Origin of the sequence: Verrucosispora sp. WMMD573 (assembly GCF_027497175.1) — a bacterium.
Lineage (GTDB): Bacteria > Actinomycetota > Actinomycetes > Mycobacteriales > Micromonosporaceae > Micromonospora.
In genome coordinates this window covers 155,782-172,732 of record NZ_CP114901.1, presented here as the reverse complement: position 1 = coordinate 172,732, position 16,951 = coordinate 155,782, and the positions used below count along the sequence as shown (strand labels likewise).

Below are 16,951 nucleotides of genomic sequence, written 5' to 3'. Positions count from 1 at the left end.
ATCGGAAACACCGTCCTCGACATGCTCGCAGCTGACCGCATCCTGCCGGTGGTGGCCCTCGACAACGCCGATTGGGCGACACCGCTGGGTGCGGCGTTGGCTGCCGGAGGCGTGCACACGATCGAGGTGACCCTACGCACCCGCGCGGCCCTGGCCGCTATCCGTACCCTGACCGACCGCACCGACCTGACTGTCGGCGCAGGCACGGTCACCAGTGCCGAACAGGTCGACCACGTCGTCGACGCCGGAGCCCGGTTCGTCGTCTGCCCCGGCTTCTCCACCGGCGTCATACGCCGCTGCCAGCGGCGCGAGGTGCCAGTGATCCCGGGCTGGATGGCCCCCGCCGCGCTGCTGGCCGCCGGTCGATGGGACGACGTGACCTCGTTGACCACCGCGGCCGTGACTGAATCCCGAGAGAGTGACCGATGACCCTGACCATCCGCCCCGCCGCAGAGTGCCGCTTCGACCTGATCTCCCTCGGTGAGGTGATGCTGCGACTCGACCCCGGTGAAGGCCGGGTTCGCACCGCCCGTACCTTCCGGGTCTGGGAGGGCGGTGGCGAATACAACGTTGCGCGTGGGCTGCGCCGCTGCTTCGGCCTGCGCACCGCTGTCGTCACCGCCCTGGCCGACAACGAGGTCGGCCGGCTCGTCGAGGATCTGATGCTCCAGGGCGGGGTGGACACCTCTCTGATCCACTGGGTGCCGTACGACGGAATCGGCCGCACCGTCCGTAACGGACTCAACTTCACCGAACGTGGCCACGGCGTGCGCGGCGCGGTCGGAACTTCCGACCGAGGACATACCGCGGCCAGCCAGCTACAACCGGATCAAATCGACTGGGATCACCTCTTCGGTACCCTCGGCGTACGCTGGCTGCACACTGGTGGTATCTATGCCGGCCTATCCGAGATCGCGGCCGAGACCGCGGCTGTGGCCATGGCTGCCGCCCGTAGGCACGGCACGATCATCTCCTACGACCTGAACTACCGGCCGAGCCTTTGGCGGGATGTCGGTGGTCAGGACCGCGCTCGGCACGTCAACCAGCGGCTCGCCCGGATGGTCGACGTAATGATTGGAAACGAGGAGGACTTCACAGCCGCGCTCGGCTTCGACGTGCCGGACACCGACGCGGACCTGTCCCACCTGGAGGTGGACAACTTCCAGAAGATGATCGACCAGGTCACCCGGTCGTACCCCAACTTCGCGGTGGTGGCGACCACGCTGCGTACCGTGCGGACCGCCACGGTCAACGACTGGGGAGCCATCGGCTGGTCCGCTGGCACGGGCTTCGTCACCGCTCGGCATCGGCCGAATCTGGAGATTCTGGACCGCGTCGGCGGTGGGGACAGCTTCGCCTCCGGCCTCATCTACGGGCTGATGGAGCGTGGTGAGCTTCGTGTCGGCGTCGAACTCGGCGCCGCACACGGTGCGCTGGCGATGACCACGCCTGGGGACACCTCGATGGCCGGCCTCTCGGAGGTCGAGGCACTGGCGGCGGGCTCCGGCGCTCGGGTGAACCGCTGAGCGTGAAGGGACGTACCGGCACTGAGCCCCGGCGCGCGGAGTCGGCTTCCGCGCCGGGGCATGCGCCGTCGGCCGACCAGCGCTCCTGGTGGTCACCCGGCCTGCGGATCATGGTGGCCGACACCTTCCTCATGGGCCTCGGCTTCTACGCCCTGGTGCCGCTGCTGGCCTACCACCTCCTGCACGACCTGGGACTCAGCATCGCACTCACCGGTTTGCTCGCCGGAGTACGATCGGCCAGCCAGCAGGGCATGATGCTCTGGTCTGGCATGCTCGCCGACCGGTTTGGCCACCGCCGTGCGATCTGCCTGGGCGTGCTGCTACGCGCCGCCGGCTTCGCCGCGTTCGGTGTCGTCGACGCCGTGCCCGGGCTCGTGGTGGCCTCGGTCCTGGCCGGTCTCGGCGGATCGCTGTTCCACCCCGCCAGCTACGCCCTGTACGCCGAACTGACACCTGCGCCGCACCGCACCCGGGCCTACGCTGTGCGGGAGATGGCCAGCAACGCCGCGTTCGTTGCCGGACCAGCCCTCGGCGGCATCCTGGCCGCCTCCAACTTTCCCGCCCTGTGCTTCGTCGCGGCCGGCCTGTTTCTGCTCGCCGGAGCGATCACCTGGTTCGGGCTGCGCCCGGACCGCGACAATGCCGGCACGCCGGACCGGATGTCGTCCCTGCACCGGCTGCGTACGGTCGCCCGGGACCGCCAGTTCCGGCGGTTTGTCCTGGTCAGTGCCGCGGCGTGGGCCCTGTTCAGTCAGCTCTACCTCGCGGTGCCGGTCCGCGTGGGGCAGGTCCTATCGGGAACGACGTCACTGGGCCTCGTCTACAGCGTCGCGGCCATCGTCATGGTCGTGGCGACCGTTCCGCTGACCCGGCTCGCCGAGCGGTACCTTCGTACCGGCCAGACGCTCGCCCTGGGCACGACTGCGCTCGCGGCCGGCCTGTGGCTACTGGGCACATTGCCAGGACCCGCGGGGGTGCTCACCGGTGTCATCGTGTTCACCCTGGGACAGGTGCTGTTGCTACCGACTCTTCACGGCACCGTCTCGCGACTCGCTCCACCGGGCGCAGTCGCGTCGTATTTCGGCGCCAACGGGTTGGTACTGTCGCTCGGCGGGCTGATCGGCAACCTCGGTGGCGGGTGGCTGCTCGACCTGGATGCGGGCCTCGCGCAGTGGGTGCCGTGGACCGTCTTCGCCGCGTGGGGCCTGGCAACGGCAGCCGTGTATCTGCTTGTGCTGCGCGACCGATCCCATCGGGACACAACCGTCGCCGCGTCCGGATGAACTGCTGACGCGGCTCGGGGTCGACGCCATGACAGTCTGGTCCCCTGTCTCGTCGGGGCCCGAGCCCGCAGCGCTCCCCTCACCGCGTGAGGCTGTGGATCAATCGGAAGCAAGAACCGCGTACAGGTCAGAGTCACGCCAACCGTCACGAACGTACGCGGTGCCGCGCATCCGCCCTTCGTACCGCATGCCGATCTTGCGAAGCACGGCGGCCGAGGCAAGGTTGCGTGGATCGCAGGTAGCAAAGATGCGGTGGCGTCGGTGCTGCTCGAAGCCCATCCGCACGAGCTTGCGTGCCGCGTCGGTGGCTATGCCCTGTCCCCAGCGTCGTGGATGCACCACGTACGCGATCTCCCCGGTGCTGCGGCCGTGCAGCCTCAACTCGGCGCTACCCACAACCTCCTCATTGAGGAGAACCGCGAAAACGAGGCGGTCTGGCCCTGCCGCCACCGCGGCCTGTACGTGTGCCTGAGTCTGCTCGTACGTATTGGGCCCCCACATCTGGTAGCGGCACGACTCCGGCAGGCGGGCCCAGTCGTGGACGGCGGCGGTGTCGTCGAGCGCGAGGGGGCGGAGCTTGAGCGCCATGGCGTCAGACTAGCTTTGGGCTTTGATCTCGGCCTGCGCTATCGAACGCACGGTCGCCGCCGGAGCCCACCTGGTCACCAAGCCCAACACGCCTTCGGCCAACGGACCGGTCACCTGGCCCCGGCGTGGGGGGCTCGTGGTGGGTCTGCGGTTTGCGGGTGCGGCTCAGCCGGTCAGGGTTTCGATCGGCTGGCCGGTGAGCGTGGCGATGAGGTCGAAGTCCTTGTCGACGGCCAGGACGGTCAGTCCGGTCTTTTCGGCGGTGGCGGCGATCAGTAGGTCGGGGATTGAGGGGGCGCGACCGGCTGTGTCCTCGGATCGGCGCCGGCCGGCGCGGGCCGCGGAACCGCTCAACTGGACGCCGGTCTTCGGCTGGATCTGCCTACTGACACCGCTCCCGGCACCTACGCCGCCACCCTCACCCTCACCGCGATCTGACCCGGCCCGGAGTCGGGTCACGACGAGTCGCTGGCGGATGTCGCAGTAGCCTGCGGCATCCGCCACACCGGGGGAGCGAGGTGATCTCGTCCAGACCGACATCCGTGTTCGGTTTACAAGATCACCGCCCTGCTGCCACTGATGGCAGCAGGGCGGCCAGAAAGCCCCGGATCAGCGCGCTACCGCGCGTACCACGTCCATTGGGCCGGTGACCGCGTCGAGACCGGCTGCGGACAGTTCGGCGATGATCGCCTCCGGTGACACGACATGCCATCTGTAGGCGGCAGTGACCTCACGTACCGGTTGGCCGTCATGGTCGAGCACCTGGTAGCGCATCCGCCACCGCAGAGTGTCCGGTCCGTCCGGCTGTGCCGCTCCGCTGCCCAGGTAGGTGTGGTCGCCCACCCGCACCCTCACGAACTCCGCCTCCGGAATCTCCGTCGGCTCTGCCGGCGGTTGTGCGTTGACCACGAGGGGCGCATTGTCGGCGAGTCGGTCGCGCAGTCGCCCCCACAACTCGCGTCGGGCGGGCGGTGCCAGATGCCCGATCATGTTCATCGCGACCGCGCCGCCGATCCGGTCCGGCAGGGGGGCGTCCTGCGCTGCGGCGGCCATCACCGTGACCCGCTCCCGCAGCTCGGGGATGGGGCCGAGTCGGCAGAGCAGGGCCGCGCGCTGGACGGCCGACGGCTCGACCGCCAGGATCCGCGCGGCCGGCAACACCTCGGCGATCAGCAGGGTGCCGAGCCCGCTGCCCGCTCCGAGGTCCACAATGGGGCCCGCCTGCGGTGCGGCGCCGGCCAACGCGGACCGTACCGGATCCCGCAGTGCCTGCCACGCGTCGAGACTGAGCAGGTCGAGGAACTCGCCCGAGTCGTGGTATTCGTCGCCGTTCATCCGTGCCCTCTCGTAGTGGTTCTCGCTCATGCGACCGGCGGTGGAGACGAGGTCGCCTCCACCGCCGGTCACCGGGACGTCAGTGCGCCGACAGGGTTCCGCTGATCTCGTTCGGGACGGCGTCGAGCGTCACCGATCCGACGACCTTGCCGGTGCTGAGGTCGAGCCGGTGCACCTGCTTGGTGGCGGGCTCGGTGATGTAGGCGTCGTCGCCGCGGACGAACAGGGCCGGGCGCGGCTCCTGCCACTGCATCGGCTCCTTCCAGGCGCCGACCACCGGCCACGAGTTGGTCAGCTTGCCGGAGGCGGGGTCGACCACGTGCAGCTTGCCGTCGGTGCCGAGGATCAGGCCCTCACCCTGCGGACCACGGGCCAACGAGCGGAAGCTGTAGCTGACGCCCTCGGGCATCGGCACGACCTGGAGCTTCTGGGCCGCCGTGTCGATGAGCGCGAACTGCTCGGGGAACTCGCGCTCCGCGTCCGGCTCGACCTTGTAGTCGCCGAGCAGGACGGGAGACTTCTCGCTGCCCACCTGGGTGGCGACGGCGCCGTACGCACCCGCGCTCTTGACCTTCACGAAGGCGCCGTTCTTGAACAGCAGTACGCCGTCCGTGCAGCCGAGGCCCACGACCTCGCCCTGGGCGACGGCTTCGCCGTGCACGCCGGGGCACTCCTCGCTGCGGGCGATCTCCTTGCCGTCCTTGTCCAGCGCGATCGCTCCCGGACGCGACTCCTCTGTGCCGAGGGTCACCACGAGGGTGCCGTCGGCGAGTTCCACGGCCACGCCGTGGTGCGGCTGCGCGGTCTTGTACTGGCGCCCCTCGGGCTTGCCGTCGGCGAGGGTCTTCGGGTCGAAGCTGTTCACCTCGCCGGTGCCGTCGGTGAACAGAACGGTACGGTCACCGTGCAGCACCACGTGGCCGGGCTTGGGGCCTGCGTAGTTGATGTCGGTCATCCTGCCGGCGGCCGCGTCGAGGACCTGGAACCCGGACTCGGTGGAGACGAAGACGTTGCTGTCGTTGCCGGCCGGGTTGACCCGGTTGAAGCCGGGCAGGGCGACGTCGTGCGCCACCTTCAGCGCCTCGCCGTCGAGCACGTAGATGCCGCCGTCGTAGGTGATCGCCACCGGCTCCTGCACCGAGGCCGCGGCGGACGAGCTGGCCGACGGTGCGTTGCCCTCGTCCGCATCGGACGCGCACGCGGTGAGCGCCAGCGTGGCCGCCACCAGGGCGGCCGCGCCGCGGATTCTGCGATGCCTCACGAACTCCTCCCTCAATTGCAACTGACAATCATTTCTATTAACCCTACACGGGGTGCTTCCCGGCCCGACGCCGGGGTGTGTCAACCGGAGAGGCCGCCGATCATCGCCTCGGTGTTGAAGCGCATCATCGCCAGGTAGCTCGGGGCGCCACCGTCGGCATCACTGAGCGACTCCGAGTACAGGGCGATCACCTTGACGTTGATGTCTGCCTCCGAGGCGAGCACCTCGGCGAGCCGGGCCGGCTGTGAGGTGTCGACGAAGATCGCCGGGACCTGGTGGGTCCGGATGGCGGTGACCAGCGAGGCGAGATCCGACGAACTCGGCGACGCGAGCGTCGTGCCGCTCGGGATGATCGCGCCGATGATCGTGAAGTCGTAGCGATCGGCGAGATAGCCGAACACGTGGTGGTTGGTGACCAGGACCCGACGCTCCGGCGGGATGGCGGCGAACCGCCGCGCGAGGTCCGCATCCAGCTCGCCGACCCTCTTCGCGTACGCCTCCGCGCGCTCCCGCACCGTGCGGGCGTCCACCCCGTCGACGTGCTCGACGATCTCGTCGGCGAGCAGCCGCACCGCCGTGACCACCCGCGTCGGATCCGTCCAGAAGTGCGGATCCGGCAGACCGGCGGCGTCGCCGTCCTGGTACTCCATCGAGTCGATGCCGGCCCCCACCTCGACGGTGTGGACGCCCTCGGCCTTGGCCGCCTCGACGTGGCGCAGGACGCCCTCTTCGAGTCCCAGGCCGTTGTAGACGACCAGGTCGGCCGTCTGCATGGTGTGCGCCTCTCGGGCTGAGATGGCGAAGGAGTGCGGGTCGGCGTTCGGTTTCATCAGCACGCTGACCTCGGCCTCGTCGCCGACGATCTCGCTGACGACGTCGCCGAGGATGTTCGTGGTCACCACGATGCGTGAGTCGTCCCGTGAGGTGCAGGCCGTGGCGCCGGTCAGCAGGGCACCGACGACGAGCGTCGCGAGGAGCTGTCGTGCTCTCATCGGCCGACCTCCACGGCGAGATCCGGTCGTTCGGCGACCTTCAACGTGCGGGCGGTGCGCAGTCCGTCGCGGTAGTCGATCTCGTGGATGACCTGGGCTCCCGGATCGGCCAGGTAGGCGCGGTCGATGTCCAGCGTCAGGCTGGCGGCGCGCAGCGGCTTCTCGGTGAGGATCTTGCCGGTCTCGAGGTCGTAGCTGATCAGCTTCTCGGACGCGTCGAGGGCGAGCACCGTGCTGCCGTCGGCTGGCGATGCGGCGGCCACCAGTTCGCGGCCGGTGGCCGGCACGTAGCGCAGGGTGGCCTTGGCGGCGTTCACCGACCAGATGCCGGCCTGGTCGGCCACCGCGGCCTCGTTGCTGCGTGGGCGGAAGCCGAACCTGTCCGACGCCACCGGTGTCCGCGGGGAGGCCAGCGTCTTGGCGGTGAGCTTGTCGCCCTCCAGCTTGACCCGTACGAAACTGTCCTCGCAGGCGATGACCGCGCCGCCACGCAGGACGGCCCACCCACGGGGCGCCGCGCAGGGCACCTCGAAGGCACCGGTGGGCTGGCCCTTCGCGTCCATGGCGACGATCCGGTCGGCCGGCCGCCGGGGATCGTCGCCCAGGGCGACGAGGAGTTGCTCGGCGTACGGTACGGCCAGCGGCGTGGCACTGTTCGAGTCGATCGTGGCCAGTTCGGTGACCTTGCCGGCCTCGAGTTCGCGTCGGTCCAGGACCGTCACCTTCCCGTCGGTGGTGCTGACCGTCGTGTGGGCCTCGAAACCGGCGATCGTCCGGACCGGGGCGTCGAGCGACAGCGTGCCCACCGACCGGGACGGTGCCCGGTAGTAGTGGACGTGGTCGACATGGTCGACCGTCCACACTCCGGCGTCGACGATCTCGAGGGTGCGGTCGCCGCCGTCGACGTAGACGAAGCGGCCGTCCTCGGTGAGCTGTTCGGCACCGACCGACAGCCCGATCTCGTCCTCCGCACTGGTGCGCAGGTCGAGCAGGCGCAACCGCTGGGCGCCGCGGGTCGCGTACGCGATGGTCGACTGCGCTTCGGCCAGTTCCTCGGCGCCCTCGATGTAGCCGTGCGGCGTCTCCTCGACGTCCTGTGGTTGTTGGCTTGGCGAGCCGCACGCGGAGATCGTGAGCGTGAGGCCCAGGGCGGCCACGCCGAGGAGCCTTCCGGTGGTGCTGGTTATCACGAAGATCCTTCCGGTGCGGGGATGGAGGTGAGCGTGGGGGCCGGCGACCGATGGCGTCGCGCTGCGGTCGTGACCCGGCGCACGCCGAGAAGCCCGAAGAACATCGCTACCGCGACGGCGGCGATGGTGGCGCCGGCCGCGGTCGCCGCGTACCAGGAGATCCACAGACCGATCACGGTCGCGGCCGAACCGATGCCGAAGCTGGTGAGCATCACCGCCGGCAGCCGGCGCGCCACGAGCATTGCCGCCGCCGAGGGCGCGATAAGCATCCCGAAGGCGAGCAGTGTGCCGACGACGCTGAAGGCGACCGCCATCGTGATGGTGAGCAGGGCCAGCATGAAGGCGTTGGCGACCTCGGGGCGCAGGCCGAGGGTCCGGGCCTTGCGCGGGTCGAAGGTGAGCGCCAGGAACGGTCGGTAGCAGACGGCGGAGGCCACCGCGACCACGGCGACCGCGGCGGCGAGCAGCAGCAGGTCGGGCCACCGGATGGCCAGCACGTCACCGAAGAGGAAGGCGGTCAGGTCGGTGGCGAACGACCGCGAGTGCGAGACGACGATCACCCCGACCGAGAGCATCCCCACGAACAGCAGCCCGATGCTGGTGTCGCGCCCGAACTCGCGGCTGTGCCGCAGCGCGTTGACACCGACCGCCATGGCGAACGCGCTGGCGGCGGCCCCGACGACGAGGTTGCCTCCGAAGATAGACGCGATGGCGACACCGGGCAGCATGCCGTGGCTCATCGCCTCGCCGAGAAAGGTCATGCCGCGGGCGATCACCCACACGCCGACCAGGGCGCACACCGCGGCCAGCAGGACGCCGCCGATCAGTGAGCGGACGACGAAGGACACGGTGAACGGTTCGAGGAGTGACGCCATCACCGGGTCGACTATAATGCAATTGATAACCGATATCATTTGGGGGAGTGTTGGGCGCCGAGGTTCTGATCGTCGAGCACGTGGCCTTCCGGTACGCCGGCGTCCCGGTGCTGCGAGACGTGAACCTGCGCGTGGAAGCTGCCTCCACGGTCGCCGTGACCGGCGCGAACGGTTCCGGCAAGAGCACTCTGCTGCACCTGCTGGCCGGCGTCGAGGAGCCGGCCGAGGGCAACATCCGGCGCCGGGCCGACTGCCGACTGGCGCTGCTCCCGCAGCGCACCAGCGGCATCGACGCGCTCCCACTGACCGTCGCGGAGTGCGTGCAGATCGGCCGGTTCCGGCCACGTCGACGCCTGAATCACGACGACCGAGCCGCCGTGAGCACGATCATGGAGCGGCTCGACCTCGTCCACCTTGCCCGGCGGCGGCTGCGTGAGCTGTCCGGCGGGCAACGCCAGCGCACCCTCATCGCCCAGGCGCTCGTCCAGGTCGCCGACATCTACGTGCTGGACGAGCCCACGGTCGCCCTCGACGCGACGAGCCGGCAACGCGTCCACGACCTGCTCGCCGAACGGGTCCGCGCTGGCGCGGCGGTGGTCTACGCCAGTCACGACGCCGCCGACGCAGCCCTCGCCGATCGCACGGTGCGACTCGCGGGTGCGGTGGAGTACACCATCACCGACACCCCTGCGCAGCACTGATCATGAGTGCTCCGCCGCCCGGGCGGGCGGTCCACCGCCCATCCCTGGCGTCATGGCGATGGAGCAGCCGCAGCCCGGACTGGCGCCTGAGTCACCCCGGCTCCCGACCGGGACGAGACCGAGCCCTGTCGGAATCGGGGTCAGTGCTCGTCGTAATGGCCGCCGTGTGCGGCGTGCCGGTGGCCGTGGTGCACGTAGTCCAGGTGGTCGCCGTGCAGCACAGGGGCGTGGCCGCACCCGTCTCCGTGGACGTGGTCGTGCTCCTCGGCCACCACGTGCTCGCTTGACGCGCACTCGTCGTAGTGCCCGTCGTGGGCGTGGTGCACATGCCCGTCGTGCAGGTAGTCGGTGTGGCCGTCATGGGCGAACGACACGTGCCCGCAGCCTTCGGCGTGCCGGTGCTCGTGCGTCTCGGCGGGGCTGTGCCCCTCGACGCTGCACTCGTCGTAGTGCCCGTCGTGGGCGTGGTGCAGGTGCCCGTCGTGCAGGAAGTCCACGTGCCCGAGATGTCGCACGCCCACGTGCCCGCACTCGGGGCCGTGCGTGTGCTGGTGTCCGGTGGGATGGGTGGGGTGGATGGTGTCCGTGTTCATGTCGGCCTCCTCGGTGCGCCTCGCTTTCGGGACCAAGGATACATGCTCATTTGCGCATCTGTTTACGTGTTTCAGCGACAGCTCCTGGGCTGGCGGGCGGTCAAGGCAATTGTGAAAACGATAACCGATACCGGTAGTCTGTGCCGTGACCCCGAGCTGAAGGAGTTCCTGTGGCCGTTCCGAAGCGGAAGATGTCGCGGTCGAACACTCGTCACCGGCGGGCGCAGTGGAAGGCGAGCGTGCCGCAGTTGACCCCCTGCCCCTGTCCGCGCAAGGAGATGGTCGTGCCGCACCGGGCCTGTGCCCACTGCGGCCTGTACAAGGGGCGTCAGGTGGTGGAACAGCCGTGACCGGCCGACTGCCGGTGACGGTCCTGTCGGGGTTTCTCGGTGCCGGCAAGACCAGCCTGCTCAACCACGTCCTGGCCAACCGGGACGGGCTGCGGGTGGCGGTGATCGTCAACGACATGAGCGAGATCAACATTGACGCCGCGCTGGTTCGGGACGGTGGGGCATTGTCGCGGACCGAGGAACGCCTGGTCGAGCTGACCAACGGCTGCATCTGCTGCACGCTGCGCGACGACCTGCTCGACGAGGTGGCCCGCCTCGCGCGGTTGGGCCGGTTCGACTATCTGCTGATCGAATCCAGCGGGATCTCCGAGCCGATGCCGGTGGCCGCCACGTTCGCCTTCGGGGTGGAGGGCGGGCAGATCCTGGATGATCTGGCTCGGCTCGACACCACGGTCACCGTGGTCGACGCGGCGGGTCTGCTGGCGCGAATCGACGCGGGGGAGACGCTGGAAACGCGCGGCCTGGCCGCGTACGAGGGCGACGACCGGAGTATCGCCGACCTGTTGGTTGACCAGATCGAGTTCGCCGACGTGCTGGTGGTGAACAAGACCGATCTGGTGTCCCCGGCGGACCTGACGGTGGTGGAGGCGCTGCTGACCCGGCTCAACCCGGCGGCCCGGCAGGTCCGTGCCGTGCACGGTCGGGTGTCACCGGCGGTGATCATGAACACCGGCCGGTTCGACCTGGATCGAGCGGAGACCGCGCCCGGTTGGGTGGCTGAGCTCAACGGCGAGCATGTGCCGGAGACCGAGGAGTACGGCATCTCCAGCATCGTGTTTCGCGACCACCGGCCGTTCCATCCGCAGCGCCTGTGGGAGTTGCTCGCCGGCGGCCTGGACGCCTTCGGTGTCGTGCGCTCGAAGGGGTTCCTCTGGCTGGCCAGCCGGCCGGACGCGGTGGCTCTCTGGTCACAGGCAGGTCCGTCCGGGCGGTGCGACCCGGCCGGTGTCCCGGTTGCGGTGTCGGGACAGTGGCCGGAGGATCCCGTCGAGCGGACCGAGTTGGAGTCCCGCTGGCATCCGACGTTCGGTGACCGCCAGCAGGAGCTGGTCTTCATCGGCGTCGGTCTGGACGCTGCCGGGCTGCGGGACGCCCTGACCGCCTGCCTGCTCACCGACCCGGAGGCCGCCGCCGGGGAGCCGACGTGGCGGGCCCTGCCCGATCCGTTCCCCGAGTGGGACATGGGCGACCTGCACGAGCACGACCACGTCGAGCCGGTGCGGGTCTGATCGATCATGGCGACGATGCTCGCTCACGCTGACGTGGCCCGGTGGCGGCGGGACTGGGAGTCGGTGATGCGGCACTACCAGCCGGGTCGGGACGAGCTTCTCGCCGCCGGCCTCGCCGCGGCCGAGGAGGTTCACGGGCGGCGACCGGAGCGGGTGCTCGATGTCGGCGGCGGGCCGGGCACCACCGCGGAATCGGTGCTGCGGCGGTGGCCCGGCGCGCACGTCACCGTGCTGGACGTCGACCCGGTCCTGCTGGCGTTGACCGCCACCGCGTTGCCGCACGTGCGCACCGTCCGGGCTGACCTCGGCACCGCGCAGTGGCTCGCGCCGGCCGGTGGCCCGTACGACGTGGTGCTGGCGCTGATGACCGTGCACTATCTGTCCGAAGACCGGGTCCGCGACTGGTACGCCGAGGCCCGGCAACTGCTGCGGCCAGGCGGGCTGCTACTCGTCGGTGACGCGATGCGGGACGCTCCGTCCGTGGTGCAGCCGGCAGGCATGGGAGTGGACCCCTGGACCGCGTGGTGGACGACGCTGGCCGGCGAACCGGCGATGGCGCCGCTGCTGCGTGAGCGGGCAACCGCCCTGGCCGGTCTCGGCTGCGCGGAGTTCGCCGCGCCGGCTGACTGGCACCGGGAGACCGCCTGGCGGGCCGGCTTGTCCGACGCGACGGTACTGCACCGGAGGGCGGACCACGCCCTGATGGCTTTCCGCCGCCCGCCGGATGGCCGATGAGCGCCAACGCGCACGCCGGGGTCACCGTCATCTACTGCGACGGCCATCGCTGCCACGCACTGCGCCGAGCGGGCGGTTCGGAGGCCCCGGCGGATTACGTCGGTGCTGTCCGCGAAGCGGTGCGGTCCAGCCGGAACGCGGTCCTGATCCGGGCGGGCTGCCTCGGCGCCTGCCATCGGGCGCCCGCGCTGCTCCTGCTCAGCAGCGCGGCGGGCGGACGGCCAGCGCTGATCGGGCCGATCGAGACACCACGCCACCGGCAGGCTGTCGTCGACCTCATCCGAGAGGCCGACCTGCCGCTCCGCTGACCTGCGTCAGTGTGATCCTCGACCGGCACGGTGACCTTGTCGGCTAGCATCACCGTCGCGGTCCTCGGAACTCCCGGACCGGGCGGAGCTAGGAGGAGGTGACTGTCGATGACAATGAATCCGGTCCCCGGCGCCGTCCGCAACACCCGACAGCGGGCGGAGGTGGTCGAGCTGCTCGCTCGCTCGGACGAGTTCCGCAGCGCGCAACGCCTGCACGCGGAGCTCCGCGAGGGGGGAGCCGCAGTGGGCCTCACCACCGTCTACCGCACTCTGCAGGCCCTGGCCGACGCGGGTGAGGTGGACATCTTGCGCCTGCCCACCGGTGAGCAACTGTTCCGGCGGTGCAGCCGCACCCACCACCACCATCTGGTGTGCCGGCACTGTGGCCGCACCGTCGAGATCACCGGCCCCGCCGTGGAGACGTGGGCCCGCCGCATGGCCAGCCAGCACGGGTTCACCGACGTCAACCACACCCTGGAGATCATGGGCACCTGCGCCGCCTGCGCCACCGGGTAGCTGCCTGCTCGGGGCAGGCCGTGGTACGGGATCTACGGTGCCGCTGCGGCGCAGTCGGCGCAGTGTCCGTGCAGGTCGATCCGGTCGGGGTGCGGGGTGAAGCCCGTTGTCGCCCGTAGTTCGGTGAGCCAGGCCTCCACCAGGTGCGGCGGGCACTCCGTGATCAGGCCGCACCTGTCGCAGAGCAGGTGTTGGTGCGGGGCGTCCGGGCAGCGCCGGTAGGCGCGTTCCCCGTCCACTTCGAAGGAGTGCAGCAGCCCGACCTCGGCGAGCCGGTGCAGCGCGCGGTACACGGTGCTGAGGCCGATCCGGTGACCGGCACCGGTCAGCGCGGTGTGTACCGCTTGGGCGGTCATCGCGTGGGTCCGGCCGGTCAGCGCGGTGAGAATGGCCTGCCGTTGCCGGGTGGTGCGTACGCCGGTTGCCCGCAGCGGCGCGTCGGCGGGGGGAGCGGTCTCGGTCATGGCCGGTCAACCGCGCCGGCCGACGTGGACACTGCGCGCCTCCAGGAGGAACACATCGCGGCGGTCGCCGAGCCAGGCGGGATCGGCGGGATCGAGCAGCCGGTCCCAGGTTTGCAGATCGGCGGCGGTGAGCAGGCCGGTGTGGCGGAGCCGGCTGATGCGATTGGCGAGGCGGTTCACGACGGCACGCCGTGCGGGCGGCGCAAGCGGCGAGGGTAACTCGGAGAGGGTGGTCACGGTGGTGGCCGGATCCAGACCGGCACGGCGCAGCGCCTCGTCCCAGCCGTACGGCATCGGTCGTCCGCCGGGCAGCGCGGCGCGCATGCGGACGAACCAGCGGTCCTCGGCGGTGTGCAGCCGTAACTCCAGACCGGGGTCGCCGACCCCGAGGTCCCAGGGCAGATGACGGGCGGGAAGGCCACCCTCGGCGAGCGCCAGCCGCCCGTCCCGGGCCAGCAGAGCTGCCAGGGTATCGATACCGCGTTGCTGGTCACCGAGATGGTGCACGACGGCCGAGGCCCACACGAGGTCGGCGTGTCCGCCGACCGTCTCCTGGATGCGGTCAACGTCATCGATGTCGACGAGTGCTACGTCGATGCGGATGCGCGGATCCGCCCACTCGGTGTGGACTCGCGCGCGGGCCGCCTCGACGATCGCCGGTTCGGCGTCAATGGCGACGATCCGGCCGCAGGTCATGTGCCTGGCCAGGGCGAGGGTCATGCCAGCGCCGCCGCAGCCGACGTCGACCGCGAGCCGGTCGCCGGGGGCGACCAACTCGCGGGCGACGGTCCGGTACCAGGCCCGGTCGGCGGTGGCGGCGTCGACGAGGCGGGACGTGTCGGCTGCCCAGTCGATGCGCGCCTCGGTCATCGGGGTTGCTGGGGTCCGCGGCGGGCGTACTTGGCGCGGAACTTCTCGACGCGGCCTTCGGTGTCGAGCAGGCGCTGCTTGCCCGTCCAGAAGGGGTGGCTGGCCGAGGAGATCTGGACGTCGATGACGGGGTAGGTGTTGCCGTCGGTCCATTCGATGGTCTGGTCGCTGGTGGCGGTGGAGCGGGTGAGGAAGGCGAAGTCGGCGTCCTTGTCGCGGTAGACGACGGGTCGGTACTCAGGGTGGATACCAGGCTTCATGCGGGTCGCGCTCCTTCGGTGTTGGTATCGGTGTCGGTGTCGGCCAACTCCTCCGCCCCGAGGGGGAAGCAGCCGGCGAACGGGTCGGGGTAGGTACGCCACATCTGTTCACCGTCGGCGAGTTCGGCGTCGGTGAGCAGGCAGTCGGCGAGGGTGCGATGCAGTTCGACGGGGTCGACGTCGAGGCCGATGAAGACCAGGTGCTGGTGGCGGTCGCCGTAGTAGGGGTCCCAGTCGAGGGCGGCGGCGAGGCGACGCTGGTCCTCGACGTATTCCCACTGCTGCTCCGGCAGGCTCACCAGCCAGTGCCCGAGCGACCCCATGGCCAGGCCGCCGCCGGCGAACTCCCAGGCGACGACGGTGTCGGGTTGGCTGGCCAGCCAGAAGTGCCCGCGCGAGCGGATCATCTCGGCGTTGACGTCTTCGAGGACGTTGTGCAGGCGCTGCGGGTGGAACGGGCGGCGGGCCCGGAAGACGGCGGAGACGACCCCGCAGTCGGATTCCGGCTCGTGCACGCCGAGGGTGTAGCCCTGTAGACCACGGGAGAAAATCCCCGGGGTCTCGGGCCGGTGCCGGTGGGTGTGGCGAAGCTGCCTGGTCAACGTGTCGGCGTCGACTATGTCTCCGTGGACGCGGACCTGCGTCGCCCACGGCGCCATCCGTTGTAGCAGCACCGTGAGGCGGCTGGTGTCGTACGTGCCCTCGCGGGACTCGCCCCACAGGACGAGGGTGTCGGCGTACTCGATCTGCCGGACCACGACATCGGCCAACGCCCGGTCGTCGTTGTCGGCGGCCGCGATGCCGAGGGTCTTCAGGTCGTCGGTGCTGGCCAGGCCGTCGAGCAGGTGCTCGGCGTCGAGGACGGTGACGTAGGAGTCGACCCGGATCAGGTCGGTGATGGGTGCGCCGTCGACGAGGCAGTGCGCGCAGACGGCGGCGACCGACTCGGGCTCGACCACCTCGGGCAGCATCAACAGCAGGTCGCGGTGCGGCTGGGCGCGGGCCAGCCGGGCGAGGGTGGGCAGCACGTCCTCCCGCAGCGTGCAGGAGACGCAGCCGTGGGCCAAGGTGATTCGCTCGTCCTCGAGCACGCCGGCACCGTCGCGCACGATCCGGTGCACTGTGCCGGCGGCCAGGTCGGCGAGATCGTGCCGGATCAGCAGCAGCGCCGGGTTCGCCGCCAGCAGCGTGCGGGCGACGGCGTACGTCGCGGACGGCCAGAAGCCGCTGAGCACGGTCAATGACGGCCGGGTGTCGGCCGCCGTAGAGCTGGGCTCGGCGGGTGCGAGCGGTGACGTCGACATCGCAATCCTCTCGACACAAACTGAAAACGGTTGTCATTATATGCACGTGATGCGCGACGAGCGGGTGGGGGTGTCGGTGGAAAATGACGGTGGCGTGGTGGTCACCATCCGGTTGCCGGGTGTGGCGGGGCCGCTCGACGCCGATGCGATCCGCCTGCTGCGGCTGGTGCGTCGCATCGCCGCCCGCCAGGTCGGTGGCGGCGTCGAGCCTCCTGTCGCGCGGGACACGCCCCTGCTGCGAGTCGTGCCGCACGCGCGCAGGGTCTACTGCGACGGTCGCGAGATTCCTCTCACCCGACGCGAGTTCGACCTGCTGCGACACCTCGCCGACCATCCGCGGCGGGTGTTCACCCGGGCCCAGCTGCTCGATCGAGTGTGGGGGAATCCCTTCACCGGGGCACGAAGTGTCGATGTCCACGTGCGGCGCTTGCGGGCGAAGCTCGGCGCCGACCTGCCGGTGATCTCCACGGTGCGTGGGGTCGGGTAGGGCTCGGCTCCGCCGTGTCGGTCGAGGTGGTGGGCGACCCCGGGTAAAGGCTCGTGCGAACGGCTGATGTAAAAACGAAAACTA

At 70.2% G+C, this 16,951-nt stretch carries 21 protein-coding genes and 1 pseudogene; 10 read left to right on the top strand and 12 right to left on the bottom strand.

The window, feature by feature from the left end; translation table 11 throughout:
• The first annotated feature begins 21 nt into the window (after positions 1–21).
• The 3 genes from O7601_RS00845 to O7601_RS00835 are packed head-to-tail and all read left to right on the top strand — an operon-like array spanning position 22 to position 2,809.
• Positions 22–429, top strand: coding sequence for a hypothetical protein (locus O7601_RS00845; protein WP_281564408.1), 408 nt, complete (start codon positions 22–24; stop codon positions 427–429).
• The gene (locus O7601_RS00840) at positions 426–1,526 is read left to right on the top strand and encodes a sugar kinase (RefSeq protein ID WP_281564407.1); all 1,101 of its coding nucleotides are present in this window, start codon (positions 426–428) and stop codon (positions 1,524–1,526) included. Before O7601_RS00845 ends, O7601_RS00840 begins: the two co-directional genes overlap by 4 nt.
• A 2-nt stretch (positions 1,527–1,528) precedes the next feature.
• A complete protein-coding gene (locus O7601_RS00835; protein ID WP_281564406.1) occupies positions 1,529–2,809 on the top strand; it encodes an MFS transporter in 1,281 nt (426 codons plus the stop codon).
• A 99-nt stretch (positions 2,810–2,908) separates the two neighbouring features.
• Here the strand turns inward: O7601_RS00835 and O7601_RS00830 are convergent, their stop codons facing one another.
• From O7601_RS00830 to aztB, 7 genes and pseudogenes are all read right to left on the bottom strand, one after another.
• The gene (locus O7601_RS00830; protein WP_281564405.1) at positions 2,909–3,397 is read right to left on the bottom strand and encodes a GNAT family protein; all 489 of its coding nucleotides are present in this window, start codon (positions 3,395–3,397) and stop codon (positions 2,909–2,911) included.
• A gap of 165 nt (positions 3,398–3,562) precedes the next feature.
• Positions 3,563–3,697 (bottom strand): annotated as a pseudogene (locus O7601_RS29440) (PIN domain-containing protein); the annotation flags it as partial.
• 309 nt (positions 3,698–4,006) lie between these two features.
• Positions 4,007–4,762 carry a class I SAM-dependent methyltransferase gene (locus O7601_RS00820; RefSeq protein WP_281564403.1) on the bottom strand — a complete coding sequence of 252 codons (756 nt, stop codon included), beginning with the start codon at positions 4,760–4,762 and terminating at the stop codon, positions 4,007–4,009.
• A gap of 49 nt (positions 4,763–4,811) precedes the next feature.
• Positions 4,812–5,993: a zinc metallochaperone AztD gene (gene aztD / locus O7601_RS00815; RefSeq protein ID WP_281564402.1), complete on the bottom strand. Its 1,182-nt coding sequence runs from the start codon at positions 5,991–5,993 to the stop codon at positions 4,812–4,814.
• Positions 5,994–6,073: 80 nt separating this feature from the next.
• Positions 6,074–6,985: a zinc ABC transporter substrate-binding protein AztC gene (gene aztC, locus O7601_RS00810; protein WP_281564401.1), complete on the bottom strand. Its 912-nt coding sequence runs from the start codon at positions 6,983–6,985 to the stop codon at positions 6,074–6,076.
• The gene (locus O7601_RS00805) at positions 6,982–8,175 is read right to left on the bottom strand and encodes a hypothetical protein (protein WP_281564400.1); all 1,194 of its coding nucleotides are present in this window, start codon (positions 8,173–8,175) and stop codon (positions 6,982–6,984) included. The genes aztC and O7601_RS00805 overlap by 4 nt, the downstream gene beginning before the upstream one ends.
• Positions 8,172–9,050 (bottom strand): zinc ABC transporter permease AztB, encoded by an 879-nt coding sequence (gene aztB / locus O7601_RS00800; protein ID WP_281566749.1) that lies wholly within the window; start codon positions 9,048–9,050, stop codon positions 8,172–8,174. The genes O7601_RS00805 and aztB overlap by 4 nt, the downstream gene beginning before the upstream one ends.
• 47 nt (positions 9,051–9,097) lie before the next feature.
• Here aztB and aztA point away from each other — a divergent pair, with 47 nt between their 5' ends.
• Entirely contained in the window at positions 9,098–9,751 is a 654-nt protein-coding gene (aztA, locus tag O7601_RS00795; protein WP_281564399.1) for a zinc ABC transporter ATP-binding protein AztA, read from the top strand.
• Between the two features lie 140 nt (positions 9,752–9,891).
• Here the strand turns inward: aztA and O7601_RS00790 are convergent, their stop codons facing one another.
• Complete coding sequence (locus tag O7601_RS00790; protein WP_281564398.1) at positions 9,892–10,344, bottom strand: hypothetical protein; 453 nt, start codon at positions 10,342–10,344, stop codon at positions 9,892–9,894.
• A 170-nt stretch (positions 10,345–10,514) separates the two neighbouring features.
• Between O7601_RS00790 and rpmF the strand changes: the two genes are divergently transcribed.
• From rpmF to O7601_RS00765, 5 genes are all read left to right on the top strand, one after another.
• Complete coding sequence (gene rpmF, locus O7601_RS00785) at positions 10,515–10,694, top strand: 50S ribosomal protein L32 (RefSeq protein WP_281564397.1); 180 nt, start codon at positions 10,515–10,517, stop codon at positions 10,692–10,694.
• Positions 10,691–11,923 carry a GTP-binding protein gene (locus O7601_RS00780; protein WP_281564396.1) on the top strand — a complete coding sequence of 411 codons (1,233 nt, stop codon included), beginning with the start codon at positions 10,691–10,693 and terminating at the stop codon, positions 11,921–11,923. Before rpmF ends, O7601_RS00780 begins: the two co-directional genes overlap by 4 nt.
• A gap of 15 nt (positions 11,924–11,938) precedes the next feature.
• A complete protein-coding gene (locus tag O7601_RS00775; protein ID WP_281564395.1) occupies positions 11,939–12,658 on the top strand; it encodes a class I SAM-dependent methyltransferase in 720 nt (239 codons plus the stop codon).
• On the top strand, positions 12,655–12,966 hold the full coding sequence (locus tag O7601_RS00770) for a hypothetical protein (RefSeq protein ID WP_281564394.1): 312 nt from the start codon (positions 12,655–12,657) through the stop codon (positions 12,964–12,966). Before O7601_RS00775 ends, O7601_RS00770 begins: the two co-directional genes overlap by 4 nt.
• A gap of 108 nt (positions 12,967–13,074) precedes the next feature.
• The gene (locus tag O7601_RS00765; RefSeq protein WP_281564393.1) at positions 13,075–13,482 is read left to right on the top strand and encodes a Fur family transcriptional regulator; all 408 of its coding nucleotides are present in this window, start codon (positions 13,075–13,077) and stop codon (positions 13,480–13,482) included.
• A gap of 32 nt (positions 13,483–13,514) precedes the next feature.
• On the opposite strand, the gene O7601_RS00760 is transcribed toward O7601_RS00765, so the two are convergent.
• Genes O7601_RS00760 through O7601_RS00745 form a run of 4 tightly spaced genes read right to left on the bottom strand, consistent with a single transcriptional unit; the run spans position 13,515 to position 16,380 of the window.
• Positions 13,515–13,946, bottom strand: coding sequence for a Fur family transcriptional regulator (locus tag O7601_RS00760; RefSeq protein WP_281564392.1), 432 nt, complete (start codon positions 13,944–13,946; stop codon positions 13,515–13,517).
• A 6-nt stretch (positions 13,947–13,952) separates the two neighbouring features.
• Complete coding sequence (locus O7601_RS00755; RefSeq protein ID WP_281564391.1) at positions 13,953–14,816, bottom strand: class I SAM-dependent methyltransferase; 864 nt, start codon at positions 14,814–14,816, stop codon at positions 13,953–13,955.
• On the bottom strand, positions 14,813–15,076 hold the full coding sequence (locus O7601_RS00750) for a type B 50S ribosomal protein L31 (protein ID WP_281564390.1): 264 nt from the start codon (positions 15,074–15,076) through the stop codon (positions 14,813–14,815). Before O7601_RS00750 ends, O7601_RS00755 begins: the two co-directional genes overlap by 4 nt.
• Positions 15,073–16,380: a GTP-binding protein gene (locus O7601_RS00745; RefSeq protein ID WP_281564389.1), complete on the bottom strand. Its 1,308-nt coding sequence runs from the start codon at positions 16,378–16,380 to the stop codon at positions 15,073–15,075. Before O7601_RS00745 ends, O7601_RS00750 begins: the two co-directional genes overlap by 4 nt.
• On the opposite strand from O7601_RS00745, the gene O7601_RS00740 reads away from it, so the two are divergent.
• Positions 16,328–16,867: a winged helix-turn-helix domain-containing protein gene (locus O7601_RS00740; protein WP_281564388.1), complete on the top strand. Its 540-nt coding sequence runs from the start codon at positions 16,328–16,330 to the stop codon at positions 16,865–16,867. The genes O7601_RS00745 and O7601_RS00740 overlap by 53 nt on opposite strands.
• Positions 16,868–16,951: the final 84 nt, after the last annotated feature.